Source organism: Streptomyces sp. NPDC047085, assembly GCF_040643735.1.
GTDB lineage: Bacteria > Actinomycetota > Actinomycetes > Streptomycetales > Streptomycetaceae > Streptomyces.
Genome location: NZ_JBEYUW010000005.1, coordinates 272632 through 297451, shown reverse-complemented (window position 1 = coordinate 297451; position 24820 = coordinate 272632). Strand labels below are relative to the sequence as shown.

Here is a 24820-nt window from a genome sequence, read left to right as displayed (position 1 = left end):
GTGGCGGGGTTGTGGGGGTACGTGCTGTAAGGCGGCGGGGTCAGTGTGAGGCGGCAGGATGGACGAGGCGGCGGAAGGCGACGGCAGAGAGTCGCTGGTCGACAGGCCGGCATCGGTGGCTGCGGCGTTCGAGGGCAGTGAGGAGATCGCCGAAGCCCGTGACCTGGCCCGGTCGTTCCTCGTGAACCTGCAGGCCGTTCATGGGCTGCCGGTTTCCGGCCGGGCGATGGGCATGGTGCAGCTGGTGGTGAGCGAGCTGGTGACCAATGCCCGCAAGTACGCGCCCGGCCCCTGCCTGCTGACGCTGAAGATCGAAGAGGGAACCGTCGAGGTCAGTGTGTGGGACAGCAGCACGATGCTGCCGTCGGTGCTGGCGGCGGACCCCGAGCGGATCGGTCAGCACGGTTTGGAGATTGTCATGGCGGTGTGCCGGAGCTTCGCTGTCCACCGCGAACCGGTGGGCAAGCGGATCACGGCGGCTGTCGTCCTCGCCGATGATCCCGGCGGAGACCCTGGCGGCCACCAGGTGCTGTGAGTCAGGCCCGCCGGATCCAGGGCAGTGCGTGCCTGCTTCGAAAGACAAGCTGGAGCGCTGGGGGACCACACATAGCCTCCTTCGCCGCACTGGCCGGCAGACTTGTCGCGATCGCCAGCTTGCGACTGAAAGTGACCGGGTCGTCACGATGCGCGTATCCGGCTGAGAGACGGGGAAGGAATGCGGCCAGGCCGGCTGCGCTCCCCGAGGCACGGTCGGCCCCACGGCTGCCCATACTGACCTGGCACTTGACCAAGTCATCTGCCGACCAGCCGCGCCACGCCTCGGGTCTCGGCCAGGATGAGGGCGGCCGTGATCCGTTTGCCACCGGTGCGCAGTGAACAGGGAAGCTCCGGCACACGGCCGTCGCGATCTCCAGCACCGTCCCGGTCAGGGCGGTCGGGTCGTTGCGTCCAGGCGGACGACGACCATGGCGATGTCGTCCGTTGCGCCGCTGGCGAGGCCCAGGCCAGCCAGGAGGGCATCGGCGAGGTGTTCCGGGCCGAACCCGGTGCAGGTGGCGAGCATGGCGGTCAGGCGGGTCAGGCCGGCGTCGATGTCTTCACCGCGGCGTTCGATCAGGCCGTCGGTGTAGAGGACGAGAGTGTCGCCCGGGGTGTAGGTCGTGGTGGCCTGGGGGCGGGGGACGTGTTCGGGGCGGGCGCCCAGTGGTGGGTCGGTGGCCTGGTCGAGCAGGTCGCAGGTGCCGTCCGGGTGCAGCAGGACGGGCGGAGGGTGGCCGGCGCTGCTGTAGATGAGCAGGTGGCTGTGGCAGTCGACGAGGACCTGGACGGCGGTGGCGGCCAGGGCTCCCTCGACCGAGCGTGCGTACAGTCCGAGGACCTCCAGGGCTTGGGCGGGGCCGTGGACGGTGCGGGTGGCGGCGCTCAGTGCGCTGCGCAGCCTGCCCCATGACGGTGGCGGCCATCAGACCGTGGCCGACCACGTCGCCGACCGCGACGGCGAAGCGACCTGCGGGCAGGTCGACCGTGTCGTACCAGTCGCCGCACACGTTCAGCGCTCCGACCGCGGGCAGGTAGCGCACGGCGATGTCCGGGTGCCGGCCCAGGTCCGGGGTATGGAGCATGGTTTCCTGCAGGGCGACGGCGATACGCCGTTCACGGGCGTGCGCCTGTAGCAGTTCCTCGTTCAACTGCTGCAGTTGCCGTGCTCGGGCGTACAGCTCGGCTTCCATGGCCGCTTCCCGGCCGGGACTGACCGACGGCAGGAGCGCGGTGCGGCGGGCGCGGACGACCTCGGTCATGTCCTCGGACCGGTGGAGGACCCAGACGACCTTGCCGTCCGGGCCGAGGACGGGCACGTTGATCGCGGTCAACCACCGCTCCTTGAACACCTCGGGGTTGCCGACGACCGGGATGTCGTACCTCTGCAGCGCCATGTGATCGGTCTGGCCCGAGGCCAGAACCCGGTGCAGGGAAGCTTTCAGCGTCTCCATCCCGTCGGTTTCCGGGTCGGCGGGGTTGTCCGGGAAGACGTCGAAGAGGTACTGCCCGACCAGCTCGGCCCGGCTGCGTCCGGCCACCTCGCAGAAGGCCGGATTGGCAGCGGCGATCACCAGGTCCGTGCCCAGCATCAGGCACGGGCTCGGAAGGACGGCGAACACCGCCGTGTAGTCGATCTCCGGTGCCGTCACACGTAGGTCCCTGCGAGTTGCTCCCTCTTCAATCTACGAAAGGCCCAGCTGCCGCGCCCGCCGAGCTCCCCATGGGCAGCCGGGGTGGCGGCTGCGTACCCCGATCCGGCTGTCTGCCCTGGCCGGGACCCTCTCGCTGTGTGGTGTCCCCGGTCGGCCTGCCGTTCTGGGCGGAGCAGCTGCCAGCGCACCGAGGAGGCCCACCGAGAGCGACACCGCCTGGTGTCCGGGAGTGCGGCCCGCGGAGGGAGCGCAGGCCGCCATCCGTGGACCCGGCCGCGCGACTTAGCGGGGTCGGCCGTAGCCTTCCGCCATGACTGAGACCCTGACACCGACTCCCGATGATGCCTTCGAGATGCTGCTGGCAGGCAACCACCGGTTCGTCACCGGCTCGCCCGAGCACCCCAACCAGGACGCCGCACGCCGCGCCGAGACCGCACCCGCTCAGAATCCCTTCGCGGTGCTGTTCGGCTGCTCCGATTCCCGGCTGGCCGCCGAGATCATCTTTGACCAGGGGCTCGGGGATCTGTTCGTGGTGCGCAACGCCGGGCACGTCGTCGGCGCGGAGGCGCTCGGAAGTATCGAGTACGGCGTGAGTGTGTTGGACTGCCCGCTGGTCGTGGTGCTGGGCCATGACTCGTGCGGAGCCATCGCAGCTGCCCGGGCCGCCGCCGACGGCGGCCGGGTGCCCGCCGGCTTCGTCCGTGACGTTGTCGAACGTGTGACCCCGAGTGTGCTGGCGGCCCGCGCCGCCGGACGCGAGCAGCCCGAAGAGATCCTGGCCGAGCACATAAGGCTCACCGTCGACCTGCTGCTGGAACGCTCCCGCGTGCTGGCCGAGCGCGTGGCCGCCGGCCGACTTGCCGTGGTGGGCCTGTCCTACCGCCTGGCCGACGGCAGTGCACAACTGGTCGCCTCCCACGGCCTGAGCAGGGCTGCCGCCCCCACACGGTGAAACCCGCCGCCGGCCAGCCCGGTGTTCAGTGCTGCTGGAGGCCGGGGACCGAGGAGGGCCGGGGCCCCGCGGCGCGGCGGAGCCGGTTGGCGATCGCCAGTCCCAGCCCTTCCTCCGCCGGCAGGGACGCGACGATGAGGTCGCACCCCTGCTGGTCGAGTTCGCGCAGGAACCCGTACAGGCCGCGCGCGTAGGCGGCCATCGCAGCGGGGACCGTCACCACGGCGTGCGCCTTCACCGGGGCGTCGGTGAAGGCGAGGGGAAGAAGAACGCCCACCTGGTGCCCCTGCTCCTGGGCGAGCTCCGCTTCGGCGACGACCTTCTCGGGCTCGACGAGGACGACCCGTGCACGCGGCGCGTAATGGGACGGATGCTGGCCCGGCACCCGGACGCGGCTCGTGGAAGGGACGGCAAGAGGGTGCCCCAGCACCGCTTCGAGGTCCTCGCGTGTCACTCCGCCGGGCCGGAGGATGCTCGGAATCTCGCCCGTGACGTCGACGATGGTCGACTCGACACCGACCTCGCATGGGCCGCCGTCCAGCACGAAGTCGACCGCCTCGCCGAGCTCCGCACGGACGTGGTCGGCGGTGGTGGGGCTGACCGAGCCGAAGCGGTTGGCGGACGGGGCCGTGACACCGCCACCGAAGGCCGACAGCAGCGCGAGTGCCACTGGGTGGTCGGGCACGCGCACGGCCACCGTCTCCAAGCCACCCGTCGCTTCGAGGGGCACTCGGGGACCGCGCCTCAACACCAGCGTGAGGGGACCCGGCCAGAAGTGTTCGGCCAGCAGGCGTGCCGCCTGGGGCACGTTCTCGACCCAGTCGTCCAGCTGCTCCGCGCCGCCGATGTGGACGATCAGCGGGTGGGAGGGCGGACGTCCCTTGACCTGGAAGATGCGCGCGACGGCGGCGGGGTCCTCGGCGTTGGCGCCCAGACCGTAGACGGTCTCGGTCGGGAGGCCCACCAGGCCGCCGGCGCGAAGTACCTCGGCCGCCTTCTCGATGTCACTGGTTCTTGCCGTCACGCCGGCAATACTCCCACTGTTCCGCTTCCCCCATTTCCGTGGAGACCGCTCCACGCTCATGGAGCGACCACCCATCGGGCGGCATCACGGGCAACGCGAGCGGCGGCGTAGTGCGTTCCGGCGACGAAGCGCATCATGGGGCCGAACGTCGGGGCGGCCAGCGAACCAGCGACGTACAGGCCAGGCACAGATGTTTCGAGCGTCCTGGTCAGCTGAGGGGCCTTGGAGCCGGGCACGCAGACGACGCGCCGCCGTAGCGTAGGGGGGAGAAAAGCAAGCGCGTCGATGTCGAGGCGGTAGCCGGTGGCGGCCAGCACGTGGTCGACAGCCAGACCCTCCGAACCGCCCGGCCCGGTGATCTCCAGCCGGGCCGTGGAGCCGGATGCCTCGGCGCGGGTGACGCGGCACGAGGTGCGCACCGGCACGACATCCTCGACCCGGTCGCGCAGCCACCAGCCGCCGGAGGGCCCCAGCGCCCGGCGGAACAACATCAGCCGGGCGGCAGCGGGGAGCCGCCGCACCCCGCCTGGTGCCCGGCAGACAGCGGCGAGTGTCCAGCCCGTCCCCAGGGGTGAAGCGGGCTGCGCGAGCCGCTGTGGCCAAGGCCGACTCGGCTGCGGAACCGACCCCCACAGAACGCGCCGCTCGCGCACCAGCACCTGCACGTGGGCTCCGGCCTCATGCAGCAGCGCGGCGCTCTCCAGCGCGGACTGGCCTCCCCCGACGACCGCGATCCGCTGTCCGGCATACCGCGACAGGTCGCTGTGGTGGCTGGTGTGTGACACCAGGGCCCCGGCTCCCGGCCCGTCCGGCGCGAGGCACAGCAACTCCTTCGATATGTACGCCAGTCCGTTCAATCCGGTCGCCACCACGACGGCTGCCGCCGTCAGCTGCCGGCCGTCGTCGAGTCTTACGACGAACCCGGAAGAGCTCGGGCCGCGGTCGATGCAGGCGACCCTGGCCGGTTCTACGTCACCGACGTACCGCTTCTGGAACCACTGCCCGTAGCGCACGAACACGTCGCACGGGATCGGCGTCAGTTCCGTCAGCTCCGACTCACCGTGCACCCTGCGGAAGTCCGCCAGCCGTCCGCCCGGCTCGGGTGCGGACAGGTCGGTGGCGTCCGGGGTCGACTTCAGGAACATCCCCGTGGCCATGGCATGCCGCCAACTGCCCATCACCTCCCCGAAGATCCGCACTGGAACCCCGGCGACCCGCAGATGAGCGGCCACCGACAAGCCGTACGGGCCGGCGCCGACCACCACCACTGGGAGCCCTCCGCGCCCGCCAACCGCCCGCTCGTGAGCAGGGCGCCGCCCCGGAAGCGACTGCGTCACACATCCCCCCACCGATCAGCCCACCGCCCTCCCCAGGGCAGCGCGACACCTCGGAACGCCCCGGCGGCCAACGGGCCACCGCACGCGATCCCCCTCCCACGAATGAGTGTGGCCCCTCAACCGCAGCCCGCCCAGGATTTCAGCACACCTTGACTGAACCTAGTCAAAGCACCCGACATCTCAGGCAACACAATGATCGCGGACTTACACCCGCTCATCGTCGTCTACCGGCCTCGATGGTTGAACGCAGTGCAGCCTCACCAAGATCGGCCTCACGTTCGTCGGCCGCCTGTAGTGCTTTCTCCAAAGCCGGTCTGCGCCTATGGTCATGTCCCTTCCACGCGTGCCCCGATGCGGGAGCGGACGGCCCGGCACGAGGCGTCACGCGCAGGCGGCACGCCGCAGGGCGCAGTTCAGGCAGAACAGCACCCCGCAGCGGCGTCGAGCAGTACCCGGCAAGGAGTCGATCTCATCCTCGCGCGCATCAACCGCCTGACCGGCAGCCACGGCACGTTCGCCATCGAAGCCGCCTCGCAGTCCGGGTAGTGATCCGGGACGCTCGAGTTGCATGCCGCGTGACTTACCTGCCGCCGGAGCGTTGATCCGGTGGATAGATGCACCTGTTCCCTGAACCGGCACTCGTGCTGGCGGCCCCCGGTTCCTGCCCGGCGCCGGGGGCCGCCGTGTATGGCAAGGGCTGTTCGCCCCCTCGCAGGGCGACGCGGTACGCCGCCACGCCCTCATCGCTGCCGGCTGGCCGCACGGAGCCCAGGTCAGCGACAACACCCTCGACTCCTATGTGCGCCGGCTGCGGGCCAAGCTCGGTCCGCTGGGTGTGGCCGAGCGTCTGGCAACCGTCCGCGGCGTGGGCTACCGATGGCAGTGACGGGATTCCGTAAGCGGGTCGTCGCACTCACCGTGCGGATCGCCACCGCCGTGGTCGCGATCCTGGTCGTGGTCTCGCACGTGCTGCTGAGCCGGGTGACCGACGCCGACGCGCACGATCTGGCACGTACCCGCGCCGAGGCGGTCGCGGCGAACGTCACCGCCAAAGGCGGCCGCGTCGTTCTGACGGAGAACGGCAGCGAGGCGCTGGACGAGGTCGCCTGGGTGTATGCCGACGGCCGCCTGATCGACGGAAACGTCCCGCCGAGCCTGCTCGATCGCGTCGAGGAGCTCGCGGACTCCGGGCGACCGCAGACCGCGACGGTCGACGATTACCTCCTGTACGCGCGGCAGGTCCCGATCCACGGCCACCACGTCATGGTGATCGTCCGGGTGGACCTCACGCCCTACGAGACGTCCGAGCAGCGCAGCCTGACGTTGTCCCTGATACTGGGCGGACTCACGATCCTCCTCGCCGGCGGTGTCGCACACCTCGTGGTGCGCCGCGCGCTGCGGGTCGTGCACGAGATGGCCGCCCTCGCCGACGACTGGGGCCGGCACGAACCCGGGCGCCGCTTCAACCTCGGAGTCCCCCGCGACGAGTTCGGGGAACTGGGGCGGACCCTGGACCACCTCCTGGAGCGCGTCGACAACGCGCTGGCGGACGAGCGCCGGCTCACCGACGAGATCGCCCACGAGCTGCGGACACCGCTCACGGTCCTGCGGGCCGAGGCGCAGCTGGCGCAGCTGTCCGGCGAGCCGGTGCCGACGGAGGCGGTGCTGAGCGAGGTCGACCGCCTCGATACGGCGATCACGACGATTCTGCGCGCCGCGCGCGCACGGACGGACAAGGGAACCCGGTGCGATCTGCGCTCCGCCGCACGGCAGGCGATCGCCGGCCGCGCGGTCGAGGTCGCCTTCCCCGAGAAGGTTTAGGTCGCCGTGGCGGCCGACGTCGCCGTGTCGCTGCTGTCACCCCTGCTGGACAACGGCCTGCGGCATGCGAAGTCCCGGGTGTGGATCACCGCCCGCGACCAGGGCGAGGCCATCGTGGTCGATGTCCTGGACGACGGCCCCGGATTCGATCCCGCGGACGTCGACCGGGTTTTCGAAGCGGGGGTGACCGGCGGCGACGGGTACGGGCTGGGGCTGCCGGTGGTCCGGCGCATCGCCGCCTCGGCCGGTGTGGAGGTCCGCGCGATCGCGGACGGCCGCGGTCACGTCGCGGTGACACTCCCGGCCGCCCGTGCAACCGCGTAGTCAGGTTACGTGCAGATTCCCCGCGTAAACCTCCACGCATGACGACGACAACGGAAGCACGCACGCGCAGCGGGCGTCTCATGCTCAACAAGGTCCCCGAGGTCACCATCTGGTTCTGGGTGATCAAGATCCTGTGCACGACCGTCGGTGAGAGCTTCGCCGACTGGATCAACATGAAGCTGGGCGTCGGCCTGGTGAACACGGCCTGGATCTTCACCGCGGTGTTCGTGGTGGTCCTGGCCGTCCAGCTGCGGCTGAAGCGGTACGTCCCGTTCCCTTACTGGCTGACCGTCGTCGTTGTCAGCGTCACGGGCACCCTGTACACCGACATCCTCACCGACCAGCTCAACGTGCCGCTGTGGATCAGCTCCGCGGTCTTCTCCGTGCTGCTCGCGGCGGTCTTCGGCGTGTGGTGGGCGCGTGAGCGCACCCTGTCGATCCACTCGGTCACGACGCTGCCCCGTGAGTCGTTCTACTGGCTCGCCGTTCTCGTCACCTTCGCGCTCGGCACCGCGACCGGCGACTGGACCCTGGAGCTGACCGGCTGGAGCCCGGGCGCCTCGGTGTTGCTCCCGCTCGGCCTCATCGCGGCGATCACGGCACTGTGGAAGTTCGGCGCCAACCCCGTGCTGTCCTTCTGGCTCGCCTACATCCTGACCCGCCCGCTGGGCGCCAACATCGGCGACTGGCTCGCCTCCCCCAAGGTCGCCCAGCCGGGCGAACCGACCGGTCTCGACCTGGGTACGTTCACCACCAGCCTGATCTTCCTCGGCCTGATCCTGGCGACGGTGGTCTACCTGACGGTGACGCGCTCGGACGTGACCGAGACCCACGAGGCGACCCACGCCGCATCGGCCACCAGCAACCCGCGCAAGGAGCGCGTCGCGCTGGCCGGCTTCGGACTGCTGGCCGTCGCCACCGCGGGCCTGCTGGTCTGGGCGCACGGCCAGCCGCACGTCGGCCCGGCGGCGGAGGAGGACAACACCTCCGCCGTCCAGATGGCTCCCGGCCAGGCGGTGAAGAAGTTCCCGCCCGCCAAGGTCGCCGCGCTGAAGACCCTCGCCTCCACCTCGCTCAAGGACGCACGCTCGGGGGACGCGGCCGGAGCCCATGCGGCAGCCCAGAAGCTGCGTGACCTGTGGGACGCCGACCAGGCGTCGCTGCAGCCGCTGGACAACACCGGCTGGACCTCCATCGACGCCCAGATGGACAAGGTGCTGGGGACCTTCGGCATCGACCACTCGAACCCGCCGATGCCGGCTGCCCAGCAGGAGAAGGAACTGAACGCCCTCCTGACGGACATGGGCTGACAGACCGCACACTGAGCCTGCCCGGCCCACCCGGCCGGGCAGGCTCAGTGTGCCGCAGAATCCCATGGGACTGGCGCTGACCAGGGCCAGTCAACTCTTCGTCCAGGCCCACCGCTCTAGCAGCACTCAAGGCGGTAACCATGTCCCCTGAGCGTGCTGATGTGAGGCAACCGGCAAGCGCGGGCGGACTCCTCGGCGGCCTGGGTGAGACGTCGGCGCAGGCCGGCCATGGTGACGTCCAGGGTCTTGGTGGGGCCGAACCAGTTCTCGTCCCACACTTGTGCCATCAGCGTTTCTCGCGAGACAGCGATGCCGGGGTTCCTGGCGAGCAGGGCGAGCAGGTCGAACTCCTTCGGCCGCAAGGCGATCTCCGTGTCGTGAAGGGTGCAGCGGCGGGACGTGGTGTCGATGACCAGGTCGCCGAGCCGTAGTGGGGGCTGCGGCTGCGACGTGCTGGTCTGTCGGCGCAGGTGGGCGCGGAGGCGGGCCAGCAGAACGGTGAGGCTAAAGGGCTTGACCAGGTAGTCGTCGGCGCCTGCGTCCAGGCCGGCGATGACGTCGATGTCGTCGGTACGGGCGGTGAGGATCACGATCAGCAGGTCGGGGAAGCGGGCGCGCAGGGTGCGTGCGAGGTCCAGTCCGTCGAGGTCCGGCAGGCCGAGGTCCAGGAGAACGGCGTCGTAGGCGGTGCCGTCCGTCTCCGCCAGGGCCGAGGCGCCGGTGCGGCTCCACGCGGAGGCGTAGCCGTTGACACGCAGGCCGGTTTCCAGGTGGCGTCCGATGGTGTCGTCGTCCTCGACGACCAGGATGTGCAGACGGCTGCGGTCCGGTGCGGCAGGCGTGCCCATGGCAACAGAGTAGGCAGGTCGCTTCCCTGCAGGCGGGCTCACAGGTCGCGGAGTTCCTCCACCGCGGGGCGCCGGGCACCGCGGATGCCGTTCAGGGCTGCGGCCAGTACGGCGATCAAGGCGGCCAGTCCGGTCAGGGTCAGGTAGACGCCGGGCACCGCCAGGGCGGCGGGCGGCGGGTCGAACACGCCGGTGAGTACCTTGACCAGCATCTCCGACAGCGCCCATCCGATGACGGCACCCCCGGCCAGGCCGCCTGCGGCCAGCAGAAGGGCCTCGGTGAGGACCATGCCGCGCAGCTGGCGTGTGCGTGCGCCGAGGACGGTGGCGATGGCGAAGGTCCGGCGGCGTTCGGCGAGCCCGAGGGCGAGGACGAGTCCTCCGGCTCCGGCGGCCAGCAGGACGGCGAAGGCGAGCTCGATGCGGGTGAGTCCGGCCAGGTCGACGGAGGTCAGGCTGGTGCCGACAGTGCCGCGGGTCTGGGTGAGGTCGCTGACGGTGGCGCTGGTGCCGAGCTGCGAGCGCAGGCGCGTGGCGATCTGGTTCTGGTGGGTGCCGCCGGTGTCGAGGAGGAAGGCGCCGACCGCGTCGCTGCCGGTCGCCTTGGCGATGTAGGCGGCGTTGGCGACGAAGAAGCTGTCCTTCGGTGCCGTGGGGAACTCCTTGGCGATGCCCGCGTAGTGGAAGGGGACCGTGCGCAGGGCCTTGGTGCGGGCGTCCTGGATGCGCAGGTTGACGGTGTCGCCGGGCGCGAGCTGGAAGTCGTTGACGGTCTCGACGCTGACCAGCAGGTTGTCCGGGCGCTGGGCCAGCTTGCGCATGAGCTGCTGGGCGGTGCCGCCGGCGAAGTAGGCGTCCTGGAGTGAGGTGGCCCGGGCGATGGTGTCGGGGCGGACGCCGTAGAGGTCCTGCAGGTCGGAGCCGACGTAGGCGAAGCGATGCTGGAGGGGCTCGACGTGCCGTACGCCGGAGACCTTCAGGGCGGATCCGGCACCGGGTGGGACACGGGCGCCGGGTGGTTCGGTGACGGTGACGTCGGCGCCGTTGGTCAGGCGGGCGTCGACCTCGGCCTGCTGGCGGTAGGTGGCGTTGAAGACGGCGGTGGAGAGCGCGAAGCACACGGCGAGGGCGAGCAGCACCACCGAGCGGGCCAGGGGGCGGCGGCGCCGGGACAGGGTGGCGGCGGTGGTGCCGGCGAGGGTCGCGGTCAGCGGGCGGGCCAGCCGGGCCAGGGCGGGGCGGCCGTGGGTGAGGGCGAGGAGGGTGAGCCGCCACAGCAGCAGGGCGGCGCCGATCCACAGCAGGGCGGGGCCGAGGAAGGCCCAGTAAGACACCGAGATGCTGGGCACGCCTTCCGGGGCGAGGACCAACGCGTACTGGTTGCCGGAGGAGGCGCGGAAGACCAGCCAGGAGCCGATCAGGAGGGCAAAGTCCAGGCCGTACCGCATCCACCACGGGTTCCTGGTGCTGCGGGCACCGGACTCCTTGCGGGTCTCGGCGACGGTCACCGTACGCAGGTCACGCAGGGCGGGGACGAGGACGGCTCCGGCAGCTACGGCGGCACCCAGCACGAAGGCGGTGCCGTACCAGGCCCAGGTGCCCGCGCCCGCTCCGAAGGAGGCGGCACCGAAGGCGAGGCGGCCGGTCAGTGCGGCGACGCCCAGTCCGGCCAGCCCGCCGGCCAGACCGATCAGCGCCGCTTCCAGCCCGGCGAGGGCGGTGATCTGGCGGGGGCGCAGGCCGCGCAGCCGCAGCAGGCCCTGCTCCTGCCGGCGCCGCTCGCCGCCGGCGGAGGCGACCGCGGCGGTCAGGGCGGCGGCCAGGACCGCGCCGGGGACGCCGAGGAAGAGGAAGAGGATCTGGGCGTACAGCGCGTCCTGGCGGGCGGAGTCGAGGGCGGCGCCGATGTTGTTGCCGACCAGTGCGGCGCCCGCGGAGCGGGCCTCCAGGTTGTGGGCGGCGCCGGTGACGGCGGTGAAGGCGGCAGCCGGATCGGAGGGCAGGCGGGCGTCGTCGCGCGCCACGTGGATCTGGGTGGTGACCGCAGAGGCGCCCCGAATCAGCGCGGCGAACCTGGCGGCGGGCAGCAGGACGACGTTGTCCGGCGGTGCGGTCGGCTGGGACTGGCTGGGTGCGCCGACGGTCTGGAAGAGCGAGTCGGCCTGGGGCAGGTCGACCACGCCGTCCACCTTCACCTGTCGCACTCCGATGCCGGGAAACCGGACGCCGATGGTGTCGCCGGGGGCGGCGTGCAGGTTGGAGGCGGTCTGCTGGGCCAGCAGGACGCCGGTCGGGGAGCCGGACAGAGTGCGGATCGCGTCGGGGAAGAGGGCGCGATAGCCGTCGGGCAGGCCGAGGGCCATGCCGGGGCCTGTGGTCTGGGTGCTGCCCTGGACGCGCGCGGTGAAGCCGGTGGTGTGGGCGAAACCGACGGGCAGGGCGGCGCGGGTTCCCGGCGCCTTGCGGACCAGGGACATCACCGCACCGGGGTCGGCGCCTGGCTGTACCTGGACCTGCCAGTCGACGGCGACCGAGCGCACGGCACGCTGGGTCATGGTCGCCTTCGACGCCGTGAGGAATGAGCCCAGCGCGGCGACCAGGGTGACCGCGAGGGCGATGCCGGCCAATGCGGCCAGCAGACGTCCGGTGCGGTGGCGGGCCAGGCCGACCGTCCATGAGCCGATCATGGCACCTCCTCGGGTGCGAGCAGTCGGCCGTCGCGCATGGCGCGCCGGGTGGTGAGGCTGGCGGCGACGGCGGGATCGTGGGTGGTGACGACGAGGGCCGCGCCGGTGTGGTCGGCGGCGGTGAGGAGGGCGTCGAGGACACGGCCGCCGGTGGCGTGGTCGAGGCGGCCGGTGGGCTCGTCGGCGAGGATCAGGCGCGGGGACTGGGCCAGCACGCGGGCGACGGCCACCCGCTGGGCCTGGCCACCGGAGATCTCCTCGGGCAGCCGGTCCGCCAGGTCGGCCGCGTCCACCAGCGCGAGCGCCGCGAGGGCCGCCTGCCGGGCCTCGCCTTCCGGGCGGTAGGCGAGGACCAGGGGCAGAGCCGTGTTCTCGGCCACGTTCAGGGCTGGGATCAGGCTGTCGCCCTGGAAGACCAAGCCGATGTCGTATGGCCCGAGGGAGGCGGCGCGGGTCACCGTTCCGCTGGTGGGCTGTTCCAGCCCGGCCAGCAGGTGCAGCAACGAGCTCTTCCCCGACCCGGAGGGGCCGACGACTGCGAGCCGATCGCCGGCCCCGATCTCCAGGTTGGCACCGTGCACGGCCACGACGGCCTGCGTGCCCCGACCGAAGGTGAGAGCCGCGTCGGTGCAGGTCACGAGTGCCTCATCCGGTGGCATCGGGGACCCCCTGCGGCGCGGGACGGGCGGTTTGGGCCGAGGCGTCGGTGGCCCTGCCGTCCTCCAGTGCGATCACCCGGTCCGCGCTCCTGACGACGTCGGTGCTGTGCGTCACGATCAGCACCGCGCATCCCTGCGCTGCCCGCTCCCGCAGCATCGCGAGGACCATCTGCTCGGTCTCCCCGTCCAATTCGCCGGTCGGCTCGTCCGCCAGGAGGAGAGCGGGAGAGTTGGCCAGCGCGACGGCCAGCCCTGCCCGCGCCAGCTCCCCTCCGGACAGCTGCCGGGGCAGCGCGTGCATCCGTTCACCGAGGCCCACCTGGGTCAGCAGCTCCCTGGCCGAGGCGGCCGGCTTACGGCCCGCGGCGCGCTGCGGCAGGCGGACGTTGTCCCGCACGCTCAGATGGGGCAGCAGATTGCGGGTCTGCAGCAGCACGCCGATGTGCCGGGCGCGCAGCCGTGCCCGCTCGGTTTCGGGCCGGTGACTGATGCGCACGCCGTCCACGCGGACCTCCCCGCCGGAAGGCTCGTCGAGCCCGGCCAGACACGCCAGCAGGGTGGACTTGCCGGATCCCGAGGGACCCACGACCGCCACCGTCTCGCCCCGCCCGACCCGCAGCGACACCCCGCGCAACGCGAGCGTCTCCTCCTCGCCGGCCCGGTAGAAGCGGTACAGCTCACGAGCAGCCAGCACCGGCTCGGACGCCATGATGCTCACCGCCAGGCGAAGGAGTCGCTGATGATGCGCCACGGGTCGACGTTGTCGGCGTTGACCGGGCCGGACAGGGTCAGATCCACCTCGTGGCCCGACCTGTAGAAGGCGTACCGCTCGAACCCGTCACGCACCACCTTGCCGGTGACCGGGTCCTTCGCCGAGTCGCCCTGATAGGTCAGCCGGACGACACGGCCGGCGTGCCGGGACACCTCCGACACCTTCGGCGCGGCGAACTTCGGCACCTGGGAGCGCAGCTTGGGGACAACCGTCTTGGTGACCGAGTCGACCGTGGGCGCGGTGGACGCGGAGACCGCCGTGATCCTCACGGTGTTCAACTTGTCGGTGAACACCGTGCTGCCGCCCTGCTCGGTACGGGCCCAGCCCTCAGGCACCTTCACCGTGAAACCGGAGAAGGATCCGCCTGTCGGCCGGTAGACGACGTACACCTGGTTGTCGGGGATGTCACCGGGTGGATTGGACTCGGTGGGAGCGGGTGTCGGTTTGTTCTGCCCGTTTCCGACGCGCTCCGAGGAGGCCGGCGGCGTCGACGTCGTCGAACCGGAACCGGAGTGCGAGCCGGAACCGGAACAACCCGCGGTCACCGCCGCGACGATCACCAGCCCGACTGCCGCGGACGTCCGTGCATGTGCTGCCATCACCACTGCCCTCCAAGGAATCCCCCGGACCGGACGGTCATGGCACCCACGCTAGGAAGCGGCCGGTTAACGCCCTGCTCGCCGAGGGTTAGACGACGGCAAAAGCATGAGCCCAGCCCAGCGCGCCCCGCCGAACCGCCGCATGATGAGGGCATGAGACAGCGCGTGGTGCGAGTCGCCCTCACCGCCGCGTTGGTCGCCGTGGTCCTGCTCGCCGTCCCCCTGGCCCTGGCCATCAGGTCCTCCCTGTACGCCGGGCAGCGGGACACCCTGGAACGCGCGGCCCTCGCCGCGGCCGTACGGGTGAGCCCGGACTATACGACCGGTGACCCGGTGGAACTGCCCAGGGCGCCGGCAGGGGGGAATCTGGGCCTGTACGACCCGCAGCAGGCCAAGCGGGCGGGCAGCGGCCCCGGGCTGGCGGACGCTCCGGTCCACCGCGCCTTTGGCGGAGAGGTGGTCCGGGGGCGGTCGGGCGGCGATCTGGTCGCCGCGGTACCCGTCTCCCACGCCGAGCAGGTGATCGGCGTGGTCCGCGCGTCCTCCCCCGCCGGCGCCGTACGCGACCGGGTCCTGGCCGCGTGGGGCGTACTACTCGGCGTGACCGTGGTCGCGCTGACCATCGCGGTACTGGTCGCCCGCCGGCAGGCTCGGGCGCTGGCCGCCCCGCTGGAGGACCTCTCCCGCCACTGCCGGGCCGTCGCCGATGGGGACCTGAACGCGCGGGCGGCGCCCAGCAGCATCGCCGAGATCGATCAGGTGGCCCGCACCCACAATGCGATGCTTCGCAGCCTGTCCGAACTTCTACGCCGTGAACGCGACTTCGCCGCCAACGCCTCCCACCAGCTGCGCACCCCGCTCACCGGCCTGCAACTCACCCTGGAGGCGGGCCTCGCCCAGGACGACGACGCCCGGCTACGCCCCGCCCTGACCGAGGCGCTGGACACCACCCATCGCCTCCACCACACCGTGGAGGAAGTGCTGCGCCTATCCCGCTCCGCGGACCGGCCCCGCCCGGCCGCCGGGGACATTGCGGTGGCACACCTCCTTCAGGAGACGCAGGAGCACTGGCACGGCCTGTTCGCCGCCGACGGCAGACGCCTGGAGTGCGGCACACATGACGCACCCGCGGATGTCCTGGTCCCCAACGGCCCCGTTTCGGAGGTCCTCGGCGTCCTGCTGGACAACGCACGGGTGCACGGACGCGGAACCGTGCGACTGGTGGTGCGGGACCTGAACGACGCCCTCGCCTTCGACGTGAGCGACGAGGGAGCCGCGGAGGGCGAGCCGGCGCAGCTGTTCGACCGGGGACACACCGGCGGCGGCCACGGGACGGGCATCGGCCTCGCCCTCGCTTCCGAACTGGCCCACTCCATCGGCGGCCGACTCTCCCTCACCAGAAGGGCTCCGGCCACGTTCACCCTCCTCGTCCCGGTCCGCGGGGCCGATCCTCAAGACAACGCACCGGCCTCCAGATGAATGCCTCTCTCCGACATGCTCGGCTCCGGGATGTGGCTTGTTCGCCTGCCCTGGTGTCGAGCCGGCCCGATGGGCCCAGATCCACGACGGCCACCCGCACAGAGGGTGGACCTGCGATACCGCCGGGCGTCACAGTCCCGCAGCCGTGCCCTCGCCGGAGCGGGCCTTCCCGATGGGGAGGCCCGCTCCGACATTGCCGACTGATGCCGACGTGCGTGCGCGATGCGTGAGCGGACTGTCCGACACAGGCCACCATGAGCCGGATGAAGCACCCAGCCGCGTGACGCTGACCAGGCGAGACAGCATCACGCAGCAGCACCTTGCACGACCCGGCAAGGATTCGATCCCACTCCTAAAGCGGGTGTCGCAGGTTCGAATCCTGCCGGGGGCACCAGGCAAAGCGGCCCGGACCGATCATGGTTCGGGCCGTTTTCACGGCAGCATTTGACGGCAGTCGCCTCTCAGACGGTCGGCCGACGGCGCTTGAGCCGGTCCATGTGGCTGATCGCCTCACGTTGGGTGTCATGCACGACGTGCGTGTACACGTCCATCGTGATGCTGATCTGACTGTGTCCAAGGATCTACACGTCGACCTGCGGGCACCAGTGCTCTGCATCCGGTGTTGCATATGACAGGTGTCATGCCGGAGCCGACGCCGAACCTGAGTGGAACGCGGCGGGCGTTCCGGACCGAAGCGGCAGCAACCGGCCCCCTCCAGCAGATGGGCCTGGGTGACGGGGAACGGTCACATCGCGAACATGGCCCGAGCAGCTCCCACGTTCCCTCAAGAGTCGGTGGGTACCCACTGACGCACACCGTGGTCGTTCGTGCCGTACCAGTAGTGGGGCAGGCCCTTGATGCTGCTGGTGCGAAACGGGTGGCCGTGGTCGTCGATGCGGACCGTGCCGGTGCGGCCCTGGGATGACCAGTCGAGTTCCAGGTACCAGTTGCAGTCGTAGGCCTCGGTCGTCGCGGTGACCTGCAGCACCTCCGGGTCCTCGGCGGAGACGCGGTAGGGGAACTGCACCGCGGGGACGGGCTTTCCGCTGTCGTTGCCGGGGCGCGCGTGGGTGATCGGGCGGTCGACGTCCAGGTTCACGGAGAAGTTGCGGGGCGGCAGATCACTGCCGCAGCCCTGGCCCATGGCGTACGCGTTGCCGGTGACCGGGTTGCCGCGGCTGACGATACGGACTCGGAGGGCCGTGAGGACCACGGCCGTGGACGACTTCCCCTGCACCGAGATCTGCACCATCGTCTGCCGCCCAGGTACCGCCTGCTGCGTCGCTGCCCACACTCCGGCGTCCTGCTGTACCGGCGGCGGGGGCACCTGGGCCGGCTCCTTCGCGATGACGTAGTCGTGCCCGCAACCGCCGTCCCAAATCTGCGAGTCGGCGGTCCACGCGAGCGGCACACCGGTTGGCACGGGGGCGTCGCTCCTCGTCTCCGCCGACGATCCGCCCTTCGACTCGGGGCTCCCTGAAGCCCGTACTCCTGTGGAGGGCGAGGCCGAAGAACGGCTGCTGGAGGGGCTGGCCGCAGTGGCCGAGGGGTGGTGTGACGTACCGCTTTCTGTCGTACGGGACTGACCGGGGGCCTTGGCGGAGTTGTCGTGAGACCGGTCGGCCGACAGCGCCGACATACTGCCCAGCGTCACCAGCAGTACGGTCGCCGTGGCTGCGCCGACGACGGTACGGCGACGGCGGTACCAGGGCCGTCCAGTTGAGCGGACCGCATCCCCCTGGGCCGTCGACTCGCGACTGCCCGGTCCGGGAGCGTCGGGAGCAGCCAGTGCGGCGTCGGGGGCGCCCGCATCGAGTCGCGGTGGTGAACCGCTCGTGCCGCCCCCGTCACCACCGATGCCGTCGGCGCCACCACCCACACTGCGCGTGCTGCCACCCGCAAGCCCCGCCGTCCGGCTGTCCGGACCCGAAGCCCGCTCGTCCCCTGTCGGCTTCAGTACCCCTTCGGTCTTTGTCGGCTCCGCTGCCTCCTCACCCGCCCTCGGCCTCTGTCGCGCCGTCACCGCGAGCAGCCACAGGCGGTGCAGATCGAGGCGTTCCTCCGGTGTTGCTCCGCAGAAGGCAGCCAACCGCTCCACCGGGGCGTAGTCCTGGGGGACCGTCTCGCCCGCGCAGTAGCGGTGCAGCGTGGAGGTGTTCATGCCGAGACGGCGGGCCAGGGAGCCGTAGCTCCGGTCCGTGCGGTCCTTCAGCCGGCGCAGCAGCGCCGCGAACTGCTCGACGTCGTCCTCGGTCGACACCGCTCCACCAACCTCCCACGTGTCCCCGTATCTCAGGCGTCCATATACCTGCACGTCAGATGGGCTGGGATGGTTCCACCCTCGCCGGGCGGGCGTCCGGCGTTGCACCGAGCCGTCGTGACGGCTGATGCTCTTGGTGTCGCACCGACCAGGACCGGACCGACCAGTCGGCGGCGGGCGACAAATGACACTCATGCACTCATCCAGGGGGACACCCATGCCCAAGCGCACCCGAGCAGGCCCGCTCCTCGCACTCGCCGTCACGGGCTCGCCCTCGGCGCGACGCTCGCCACACTGGCAAACGTCACGGCCAAGGCGTCGACTTCCTCGCGGCGGCCCATCTCCCGTCGTATCCAAGCTCGTCCTGAACGGTCGGCAAGCTCACCGCCTGCGTACCGGAGGCGGTGGAACGGGACCGCTGTCTGCGCATGGCGCTGGGCGGCGACGGCCCGGACCTGGTACCGGGAGCTCCGTACCGAACTCGACAGGAGCGACCGTCCGTCAGGTCAGCGTGCAATTGTCCAGGACGGCGGTGGCGAAGGGCGCTTCTCGCGGCTGAGCAACGACATCAAGTCCTGTGCGCACGCATCGAGAAGGCCGGCCCGGAGACCGAGGCGACGCTGAAGGACTACGGCAGGCTGCCTGTCGAGGACGACGGCCACGGCTACGGCCTACACACGGTGATCTCCTGGGGCGTCTTTGACACTCGTCTGGCGACTTCGGACATGCGCCGGTGAAGGCCTTCAAGAAGACGGCCGCCACGGCCGTGGACAAGCTCCGCTGACCGCATGACCGGAGCCGCCCTCCGCCACGGGGGTGGGGAGGGCGGCCGATCGACCACTGACAGGGTCATTCGGCGCGATTCAGCAGGACTTGGTGTCATCGATCGCGCCCCGAGCCGCGGCAGGGGGAGCGGAATGGGTCCGCGCAGCAGCAGATTTTCATGACTCTGGGTCGGCGCCCGCCGACCCGAAAAGGCGATAGCCACACGACGGGCCCGGCACGAAGACACCGGGCCGAGAGCAACCGCATATGGACCAGAAAAGGAAGATGCACATGAACAGGAAGTCCCCCGCACACCGTCGTCCGGGCCGCCGCGCGGCCATCGCCGCCGGCCTCGTCCTGGCTGTCGGACTCGGTGTGTCGACACAGGTGCCGGCACAGGCATCCGATCGTGCCCCCGCAAAGCCGTCCACCGCCGCACTGCAGTCGGTCAGCGGCACGAACGGCCAAGCGGTGACCCGGGTCGCCGACTTCTACGGCGCGTACATCGACGCGATCGGCGACTACGACGACCCGGACGCCACGCTGGAAACGGTGCTCCGCAAGCACTACCTGACGCCCGACTTCGCCAAGCGACTGGCGGCCTGGGAGAAGAAGCACGGGGCGGACGGTGTCCTGCGTGCCCAAAACGTCCCGCGGAAGTGGACGGTGACCGACAACGGCGCCGTGGGTAACGGCCACGAGGTCATCGTCACCCTGACCTTCGGCAGCGGGGAGACGACGCAGAAGATCAAGCTTTTCGTGCTGGTGGAGCGGTACAACCACATCGTCGACATCGGCACCACGAGCAACCGCTGACAGCGGAGCCGCTCCGCCCGGTCTGTCATGGTCTACCTCACGACGGACGAGGCCATACCCATCTGGCGAGTGACCTACTGGTATGTAAGGGACGATATCTCCACCTCAAACGCCTTCACCATCCTTGCCGGCGTGGGCGGCATCCCGGCGATCACGTCAGGCGTAGCGGCAACGTTGCAACCACTGTTCGGTGGGGGTTGGTGACGGAGCCAGATGACATCCACGTCTGACATCAACGGCAGCAGACGTGAGCACCCCGCGGAGACCGTTCGTGGCCCGCCCCCACATGAGCCGCCAGGAACTCCCTACCTGGCGAACGAACTCCTAAAGCGGGTGTCGCAGGTTCGAATCCTGCCGGGGGCACCATGCCTGACCAGGCACGATGCACCAGAAAGGCCCCTCGGAAGTGATCTCCGAGGGGCTTTTTGGCCTTGCATGGGAACGGATGGGAACGGGCCGTCGGGCAACCTCTCGCGCTGGAGCCCTGAGCGATTGCCCCCTTCATCCCCTTTCGCGCACAGCCGTCAGTAGACCCCGTCCACATCTGCGCCCTCGAGCACGACCAGGACCCCGCGGTCGTCCTCTGAAACGTCCTCTCCGACCGCCTGCCGACGTCACACGCGCCACCGCCCGCAATGGACGACCCGAGCCGACGACTTAGCGATCTCTGGCGGCGTTGGTGCTCGCCGTGCGTCAGGCAACCCGGAGGCGCCGGTGGTCGGCGAGGCCGCCGGCGGCCCACAACGGGACCAGGCGCGGGAGTTCGCTGAGCGGGCAACGCCGCGTCGACCTGCATGTCGTCGAGATACACGTGGTCAGCCGGCGCAGCCTTCGGCAGGGGCACGCCGACAGCCGGGTTGACCGCCGAATGACGAGCTTTGACCCCGTAGCCGAGCCGCTCGACAGCTTCTGATCCGTGGCCGTCGGCCACCCGCTCGCCGCCGTTGCCGCCCGGCAGCTGCCGACGCGCACCGCCGGCGTCCCGCTGCGGGCGCAGCTGAAGAACCTCTACGGCACCGGCCCCGCGACGCCTGCGGCATCATCGGCGTCTTCACCATCCCCGCCGACCTCGCCGCCTTGCTCCGGTACATGCTCGCTCCTGCCGTGTCCCAGTTCCGAGCCGGTTTCGGTAACCCCGCACGACGAGGGCCACGACGACCGACACGTTCCCTACCGGTGGTGACGGACATGACCAGAGCACCCATACAGCGGTGTCGCGGAGGCGCCGTTGCGTCGGCCGTGCGGCCGGATTCTCGTTCTCGTACGAGACCGACGGGCACCGGCGTCTTACGCGACCTCGAAGGCCGAGGCACCAGTGGAGTGCGCCGTGAAGGGGATGGCGGCATCGTGGAGGACGTGAAGCCCGGCGAAAAGCACGAGTGGCGGCTGTCGGCGGCGGAACCGGGACTGTGGCAGCGGGTCGTCGAGCAGCTGAGCTCGGCGGTGACCGTGATCGACCCAGCGGGGCGGATCGTCGCGGTCAACCCGGCCGCCGAACGGCTGCTGGGGCGCGCAGCAGCGGTGATGGACGGGCAGGACCTGCACGACCTGTGCCATCGGGATCCGGGAGGCGCCCGGATCCCACGCCAGCACTGCCCACTGCTGCAGGCACTGGCCGAGGGGCGTCCGGCGCGCGGGGACGACGACAGGTGCCTGCGGGGTGACGGACGGCTGATCCCGATCTCCTGGTCGGCCACTCCTCTGACGCAGGACGGTGTCTCCCTGGGCATGGTCGTGCTCACCATCGAGACCGCGGCGGACCACCGCGCCCACAGAGAGCGCGCGGAACGTGCCGAGCGGGCGGAACGAGCCGCTCGCACGACCGCTCTGGAGAGCCGCGCCGAGCGGTTGACGCTCGTCGCGGAGCTCACCGAGGTGCTCGGTCAGACCCTGGAGGTGGACGAGGCCCTCGCCCGGTTGAGCCGGCTCCTGGTCCCCCGTTTCGCCGACTTCGCGGCGGTGGACCTGCGGGTCGGCTCCCGTCAGGTGCACCGGGTGGCGGTGACCGGACCGGAGGGCCGCGACGCCGGGCAGGAGGACTGGCGCGGACACCTTCCGCCGTCGGCCGGGGAAGCGGCCCACTCGGCCCTGGTACAGGTGCTGAACGGAGGCGGTCCCGTCCTGCGGGACCGTTCCGGCATGGAGGCACCGCCCGACTCCCCGTTGGCCGCCGTCCACCACGCCTTCCTCGAAGCGACCGGCGCGACATCGGTCATCACGGTGCCGTTGAGCGCCGGCCAGCGGGTCACCGGCGCCCTGACACTGGTGCGCAGCGACCCGGCACGGCCCTTCGACACCGGCGACCTGGACGTGGCGAGCGACATCGGCCGCCGGGTCGGCCCGGTCATCGACAACGCCCGCCGATTCGGCCGACAGCGCGAGGTCGCCGAGGCCATGCAACGCAACCTCCTGCCCCCGCTGCCCATGCACGGCCGCATCCAGCTGGCCGCCCGGTACCAGCCCGCTCCAGCCGGCTCGCAGGTCGGTGGCGACTGGTACGACGCGTTCACGCTGAGGGACGGCACGCTCGCCCTGGTCATCGGCGATGTCGTGGGCCACGATCTGACCGCCGCAGCCGGCATGGCGCAGTTGCACGGCATCCTGCGCTCCCTCGCCTGGGACCACACCGGGCCGACCGGTGCCGTCGTGGACCGACTCGACGATGCCATGCACGCCATCACGGCCGTGTCGATGGCCACCCTCGTCCTCGCCCGGGTGGACGGCCCGGACACCGGCCCCTACACACTGCACTGGACCAGTGCCGGGCACCCGCCGCCCCTGCTGCTGACCCCCGACGGGAACGCGCAGTACCTCGAAGCCGGGCAGGGACTGATCCTCGGAACCCACCTGGGCGGCATTCATCGGCCGAGCGCCGCCCACGCCTTGCCGCCGGGGTCCACGCTCCTGCTCTACACCGACGGCCTGATCGAGGTTCCCGGCAGCGACCTGGACACCGGGCTCGGCCGACTGCGCCGCCATGCCCTCGCTCTCGCGCACCAACCGCTGGACACCCTCTGCGACCGGTTGTCCGCCCGGGTACCCCCCGGCAGCACCGACGACATCGCCCTCCTCGCCCTGCGCCTGCCCATGCCCTGAACCGGGCGGAGGCGTGATCGACGCCGGAGGTGCTCCCGTTCCCGGAGCCAGTACCAAGACGCGGAACGGGCCGGGCAGGGTGGCCGTAAGGGCCGTCTCCGGCTGCTCTTCCGCTGCACGGTCCTGGGAGGGACGAACTGCCGACGCACGCCCGGCCACGCCGACCTGGGACGCAGGCCGACGAGCCTGCCCCCGATCGGTGAAGTTCTCCAGTACGACGGCAGGTCACGCGCTGTTTGCGGGTTGGAAGGCCGAGGATGCGGCACCCGGCCTGTGAGCGGGCCGAACGCGAACTGCGTCCCGCAGGGGTCAACGGTTCGGCAATGAGCCGCAAGCCGCACGAGGCCGGTGCGACCCACTCAGCGACCTCTGTAGGGGATCCCGAGGTCGACACTGGTGCCTGCTTTGGGTTTCCGGCCCGTACCTCCCGGTCGGTCGGACTGAGCGAGAGGACAAAGATCGTGCAGGGATTCGGTGGTCATCGTGCCGAACCTGTCCCGGGCCGTGGGAACGGCCCGGGAGGTGTCACTCGGCCTCTACGGCGCCGCGCGCCGAGGACGAGACCAGCCCTGTCACCGGTGTACGAAGTACCCTCGGCCTCCCCGCCGTACTCCTGGCACCCTCGGCGCAGCCGCTTCCGGTTGCGGGCGGCGTACGGTTGGAGTACCGAGGGTTTCACGCATTCCGGCCGCCACGCCGGATCGTCCTCGGCGAGAGTGGAATCCGGGCCGCCCCAGTGGTCGGCGCGGAGACGGGTCGGCATCATGTGCGCCGCGGTCGAAGCAACTCCGCGCAAGCTCTGCATCGCTGCGTCGGCACCACATACCCGTACCGGCCCGGGCCCCTGCCGAGGGGAGGCGTGATGGCCCTTTCCCGGCTGGACATCCATCGGCGGAACCGAGGGGAGCGGACGCTCGTCACGCTTGCCGGTGACATCGGACCGGCCACGACACCGCTGCTGCGGGCCGCATTGGAGCAGTGTCTGCTGGACGGCGTCACTGTCATCGACATCGACCTGACCACGGTCGGCTCCTGCGACGCCAGAGGCTTGGACGTCTTCCTGTCGGCGTCACGGCGCGCTGGCCGGGTACACGCCTCCCTGCTGTTGCACCACCCGTGCGCGCAGATCACCCAGCTCCTCGCAGTCACCGGAACTGCTCCGCTGCTTCTTGCGGCCCCCGGGGGTCCCGTGCCGGCCGCCGTGCTCGGCGACCTCACGAGGACCGGGACGCGGGCGCCTGAGGAGCCCCCTCGTCGGTCGGAACAGCCGGTCCTCAAGGACGGGATCCGCCTTCGCCGGCTGACCCGTTGGCAGGCCGAGGATGTGCGCGAGGACATCGCTGACCTGGCCGCGGAGTCTGTCGCGGGTACCGCCGGCGAGGCGTGCCACAACCGTGGAGACCTCCTGCGCTGCCTGGCGGTCAGTGCCCACCACCCCGGCTTCGCGCTGCTGCTCGCCGAGACGACGGTGCTGGTCGGTTGCGCCTTCGGTTTTCCGGTGGGCCCTGACAGTTCCGGGCGCCGGGGGTTCGACGCAACGCTCCAGGAGAGCATCCAACGGCTCACTTCCCACGCCCGGTTCGTGGTCCTCACCCAGGTCGTGGCCCATCCGCACGCTCAGCACCGCGACATCGCCCGTCGTCTGCAGCAGCGTCTGCTCACGGTCCTGCACTCCTCCCTTGGAGTCGCCCTGCTGCATCCTGCCGACCGGGCGGGACAAGCCGCATTCTCGAACTGGGGCTGGCAGAACATGGGAGAGGTCGTCGGGCTGCCCGGTCCTGTCGCCCCCTGCGTGTTGATCCTGCTTGTGGAAGGGCTGTCCCCGGAAGGCCGATGAGAGGGGCGATGGGCCGGCGGCCGTTCCGGCCGGTGGGATCAC

General features: G+C 70.8%; 17 protein-coding genes and 3 pseudogenes. 10 read left to right on the top strand and 10 right to left on the bottom strand.

Going from position 1 to position 24820, the window contains the following annotated elements:
* Nucleotides 1–58: 58 nt before the first annotated feature.
* Nucleotides 59–535, top strand: coding sequence for an ATP-binding protein (locus ABZ865_RS20035; RefSeq protein WP_361231755.1), 477 nt, complete (start codon nucleotides 59–61; stop codon nucleotides 533–535).
* 390 nt (nucleotides 536–925) lie between these two features.
* On the opposite strand, the pseudogene ABZ865_RS20030 reads toward ABZ865_RS20035, so the two are convergent.
* Nucleotides 926–2129 (bottom strand): annotated as a pseudogene (locus ABZ865_RS20030) (SpoIIE family protein phosphatase).
* A 373-nt stretch (nucleotides 2130–2502) separates the two neighbouring features.
* Between ABZ865_RS20030 and ABZ865_RS20025 the strand changes: the two are divergent.
* On the top strand, nucleotides 2503–3144 hold the full coding sequence (locus ABZ865_RS20025) for a carbonic anhydrase (RefSeq protein ID WP_361231753.1): 642 nt from the start codon (nucleotides 2503–2505) through the stop codon (nucleotides 3142–3144).
* A 25-nt stretch (nucleotides 3145–3169) separates the two neighbouring features.
* Here the strand turns inward: ABZ865_RS20025 and ABZ865_RS20020 are convergent, their stop codons facing one another.
* Both ABZ865_RS20020 and ABZ865_RS20015 read right to left on the bottom strand, forming a co-directional pair.
* Nucleotides 3170–4168 carry an L-threonylcarbamoyladenylate synthase gene (locus ABZ865_RS20020; RefSeq protein ID WP_361231751.1) on the bottom strand — a complete coding sequence of 333 codons (999 nt, stop codon included), beginning with the start codon at nucleotides 4166–4168 and terminating at the stop codon, nucleotides 3170–3172.
* Nucleotides 4169–4224: 56 nt separating this feature from the next.
* On the bottom strand, nucleotides 4225–5436 hold the full coding sequence (locus tag ABZ865_RS20015) for an FAD-dependent oxidoreductase (protein ID WP_361231749.1): 1212 nt from the start codon (nucleotides 5434–5436) through the stop codon (nucleotides 4225–4227).
* Nucleotides 5437–6214: 778 nt separating this feature from the next.
* Here ABZ865_RS20015 and ABZ865_RS20010 point away from each other — a divergent pair.
* The 4 genes and pseudogenes from ABZ865_RS20010 to ABZ865_RS19995 all read left to right on the top strand — a co-directional run.
* A pseudogene (locus ABZ865_RS20010) lies at nucleotides 6215–6391 on the top strand (helix-turn-helix domain-containing protein); the annotation flags it as partial.
* The gene (locus tag ABZ865_RS20005; RefSeq protein WP_361231747.1) at nucleotides 6382–7326 is read left to right on the top strand and encodes a histidine kinase dimerization/phospho-acceptor domain-containing protein; all 945 of its coding nucleotides are present in this window, start codon (nucleotides 6382–6384) and stop codon (nucleotides 7324–7326) included. The pseudogene ABZ865_RS20010 and the gene ABZ865_RS20005, both read left to right, overlap by 10 nt.
* 6 nt (nucleotides 7327–7332) lie before the next feature.
* Nucleotides 7333–7650, top strand: coding sequence for an ATP-binding protein (locus tag ABZ865_RS20000; protein ID WP_361231745.1), 318 nt, complete (start codon nucleotides 7333–7335; stop codon nucleotides 7648–7650).
* Nucleotides 7651–7688: 38 nt separating this feature from the next.
* Nucleotides 7689–8960 carry a hypothetical protein gene (locus tag ABZ865_RS19995; protein WP_361231743.1) on the top strand — a complete coding sequence of 424 codons (1272 nt, stop codon included), beginning with the start codon at nucleotides 7689–7691 and terminating at the stop codon, nucleotides 8958–8960.
* 116 nt (nucleotides 8961–9076) lie between these two features.
* On the opposite strand, the gene ABZ865_RS19990 is transcribed toward ABZ865_RS19995, so the two are convergent.
* Genes ABZ865_RS19990 through ABZ865_RS19970 form a run of 5 tightly spaced genes read right to left on the bottom strand, consistent with a single transcriptional unit; the run spans nucleotide 9077 to nucleotide 14525 of the window.
* Complete coding sequence (locus ABZ865_RS19990) at nucleotides 9077–9808, bottom strand: response regulator transcription factor (protein WP_361231741.1); 732 nt, start codon at nucleotides 9806–9808, stop codon at nucleotides 9077–9079.
* A 38-nt stretch (nucleotides 9809–9846) separates the two neighbouring features.
* Complete coding sequence (locus ABZ865_RS19985; RefSeq protein WP_361231739.1) at nucleotides 9847–12495, bottom strand: FtsX-like permease family protein; 2649 nt, start codon at nucleotides 12493–12495, stop codon at nucleotides 9847–9849.
* Nucleotides 12492–13154, bottom strand: coding sequence for an ABC transporter ATP-binding protein (locus tag ABZ865_RS19980; RefSeq protein WP_361231737.1), 663 nt, complete (start codon nucleotides 13152–13154; stop codon nucleotides 12492–12494). The genes ABZ865_RS19985 and ABZ865_RS19980 overlap by 4 nt, the downstream gene beginning before the upstream one ends.
* Nucleotides 13141–13863: an ABC transporter ATP-binding protein gene (locus ABZ865_RS19975; protein ID WP_361231735.1), complete on the bottom strand. Its 723-nt coding sequence runs from the start codon at nucleotides 13861–13863 to the stop codon at nucleotides 13141–13143. The genes ABZ865_RS19980 and ABZ865_RS19975 overlap by 14 nt, the downstream gene beginning before the upstream one ends.
* Nucleotides 13864–13868: 5 nt before the next feature.
* Nucleotides 13869–14525: a hypothetical protein gene (locus ABZ865_RS19970; protein WP_361231732.1), complete on the bottom strand. Its 657-nt coding sequence runs from the start codon at nucleotides 14523–14525 to the stop codon at nucleotides 13869–13871.
* Nucleotides 14526–14678: 153 nt separating this feature from the next.
* Here ABZ865_RS19970 and ABZ865_RS19965 point away from each other — a divergent pair, with 153 nt between their 5' ends.
* Nucleotides 14679–16004, top strand: coding sequence for a HAMP domain-containing sensor histidine kinase (locus tag ABZ865_RS19965; RefSeq protein ID WP_361231730.1), 1326 nt, complete (start codon nucleotides 14679–14681; stop codon nucleotides 16002–16004).
* Between the two features lie 461 nt (nucleotides 16005–16465).
* Here ABZ865_RS19965 and ABZ865_RS19960 read toward each other — a convergent pair.
* Together ABZ865_RS19960 and ABZ865_RS19955 are read right to left on the bottom strand one after the other, a co-directional pair.
* A pseudogene (locus ABZ865_RS19960) lies at nucleotides 16466–16603 on the bottom strand (site-specific integrase); the annotation flags it as partial.
* A gap of 185 nt (nucleotides 16604–16788) precedes the next feature.
* Nucleotides 16789–18264 carry a helix-turn-helix transcriptional regulator gene (locus ABZ865_RS19955; protein WP_361231728.1) on the bottom strand — a complete coding sequence of 492 codons (1476 nt, stop codon included), beginning with the start codon at nucleotides 18262–18264 and terminating at the stop codon, nucleotides 16789–16791.
* 1056 nt (nucleotides 18265–19320) lie between these two features.
* On the opposite strand from ABZ865_RS19955, the gene ABZ865_RS19950 reads away from it, so the two are divergent.
* From ABZ865_RS19950 to ABZ865_RS19940, 3 genes are all read left to right on the top strand, one after another.
* Nucleotides 19321–19845, top strand: a complete 525-nt coding sequence (locus ABZ865_RS19950) for a hypothetical protein (protein WP_361231726.1) — start codon at nucleotides 19321–19323, stop codon at nucleotides 19843–19845.
* Between the two features lie 1356 nt (nucleotides 19846–21201).
* The gene (locus ABZ865_RS19945; RefSeq protein ID WP_361231724.1) at nucleotides 21202–22941 is read left to right on the top strand and encodes a SpoIIE family protein phosphatase; all 1740 of its coding nucleotides are present in this window, start codon (nucleotides 21202–21204) and stop codon (nucleotides 22939–22941) included.
* An 862-nt stretch (nucleotides 22942–23803) separates the two neighbouring features.
* Nucleotides 23804–24778 carry an STAS domain-containing protein gene (locus tag ABZ865_RS19940; RefSeq protein WP_361231722.1) on the top strand — a complete coding sequence of 325 codons (975 nt, stop codon included), beginning with the start codon at nucleotides 23804–23806 and terminating at the stop codon, nucleotides 24776–24778.
* Nucleotides 24779–24820: the final 42 nt, after the last annotated feature.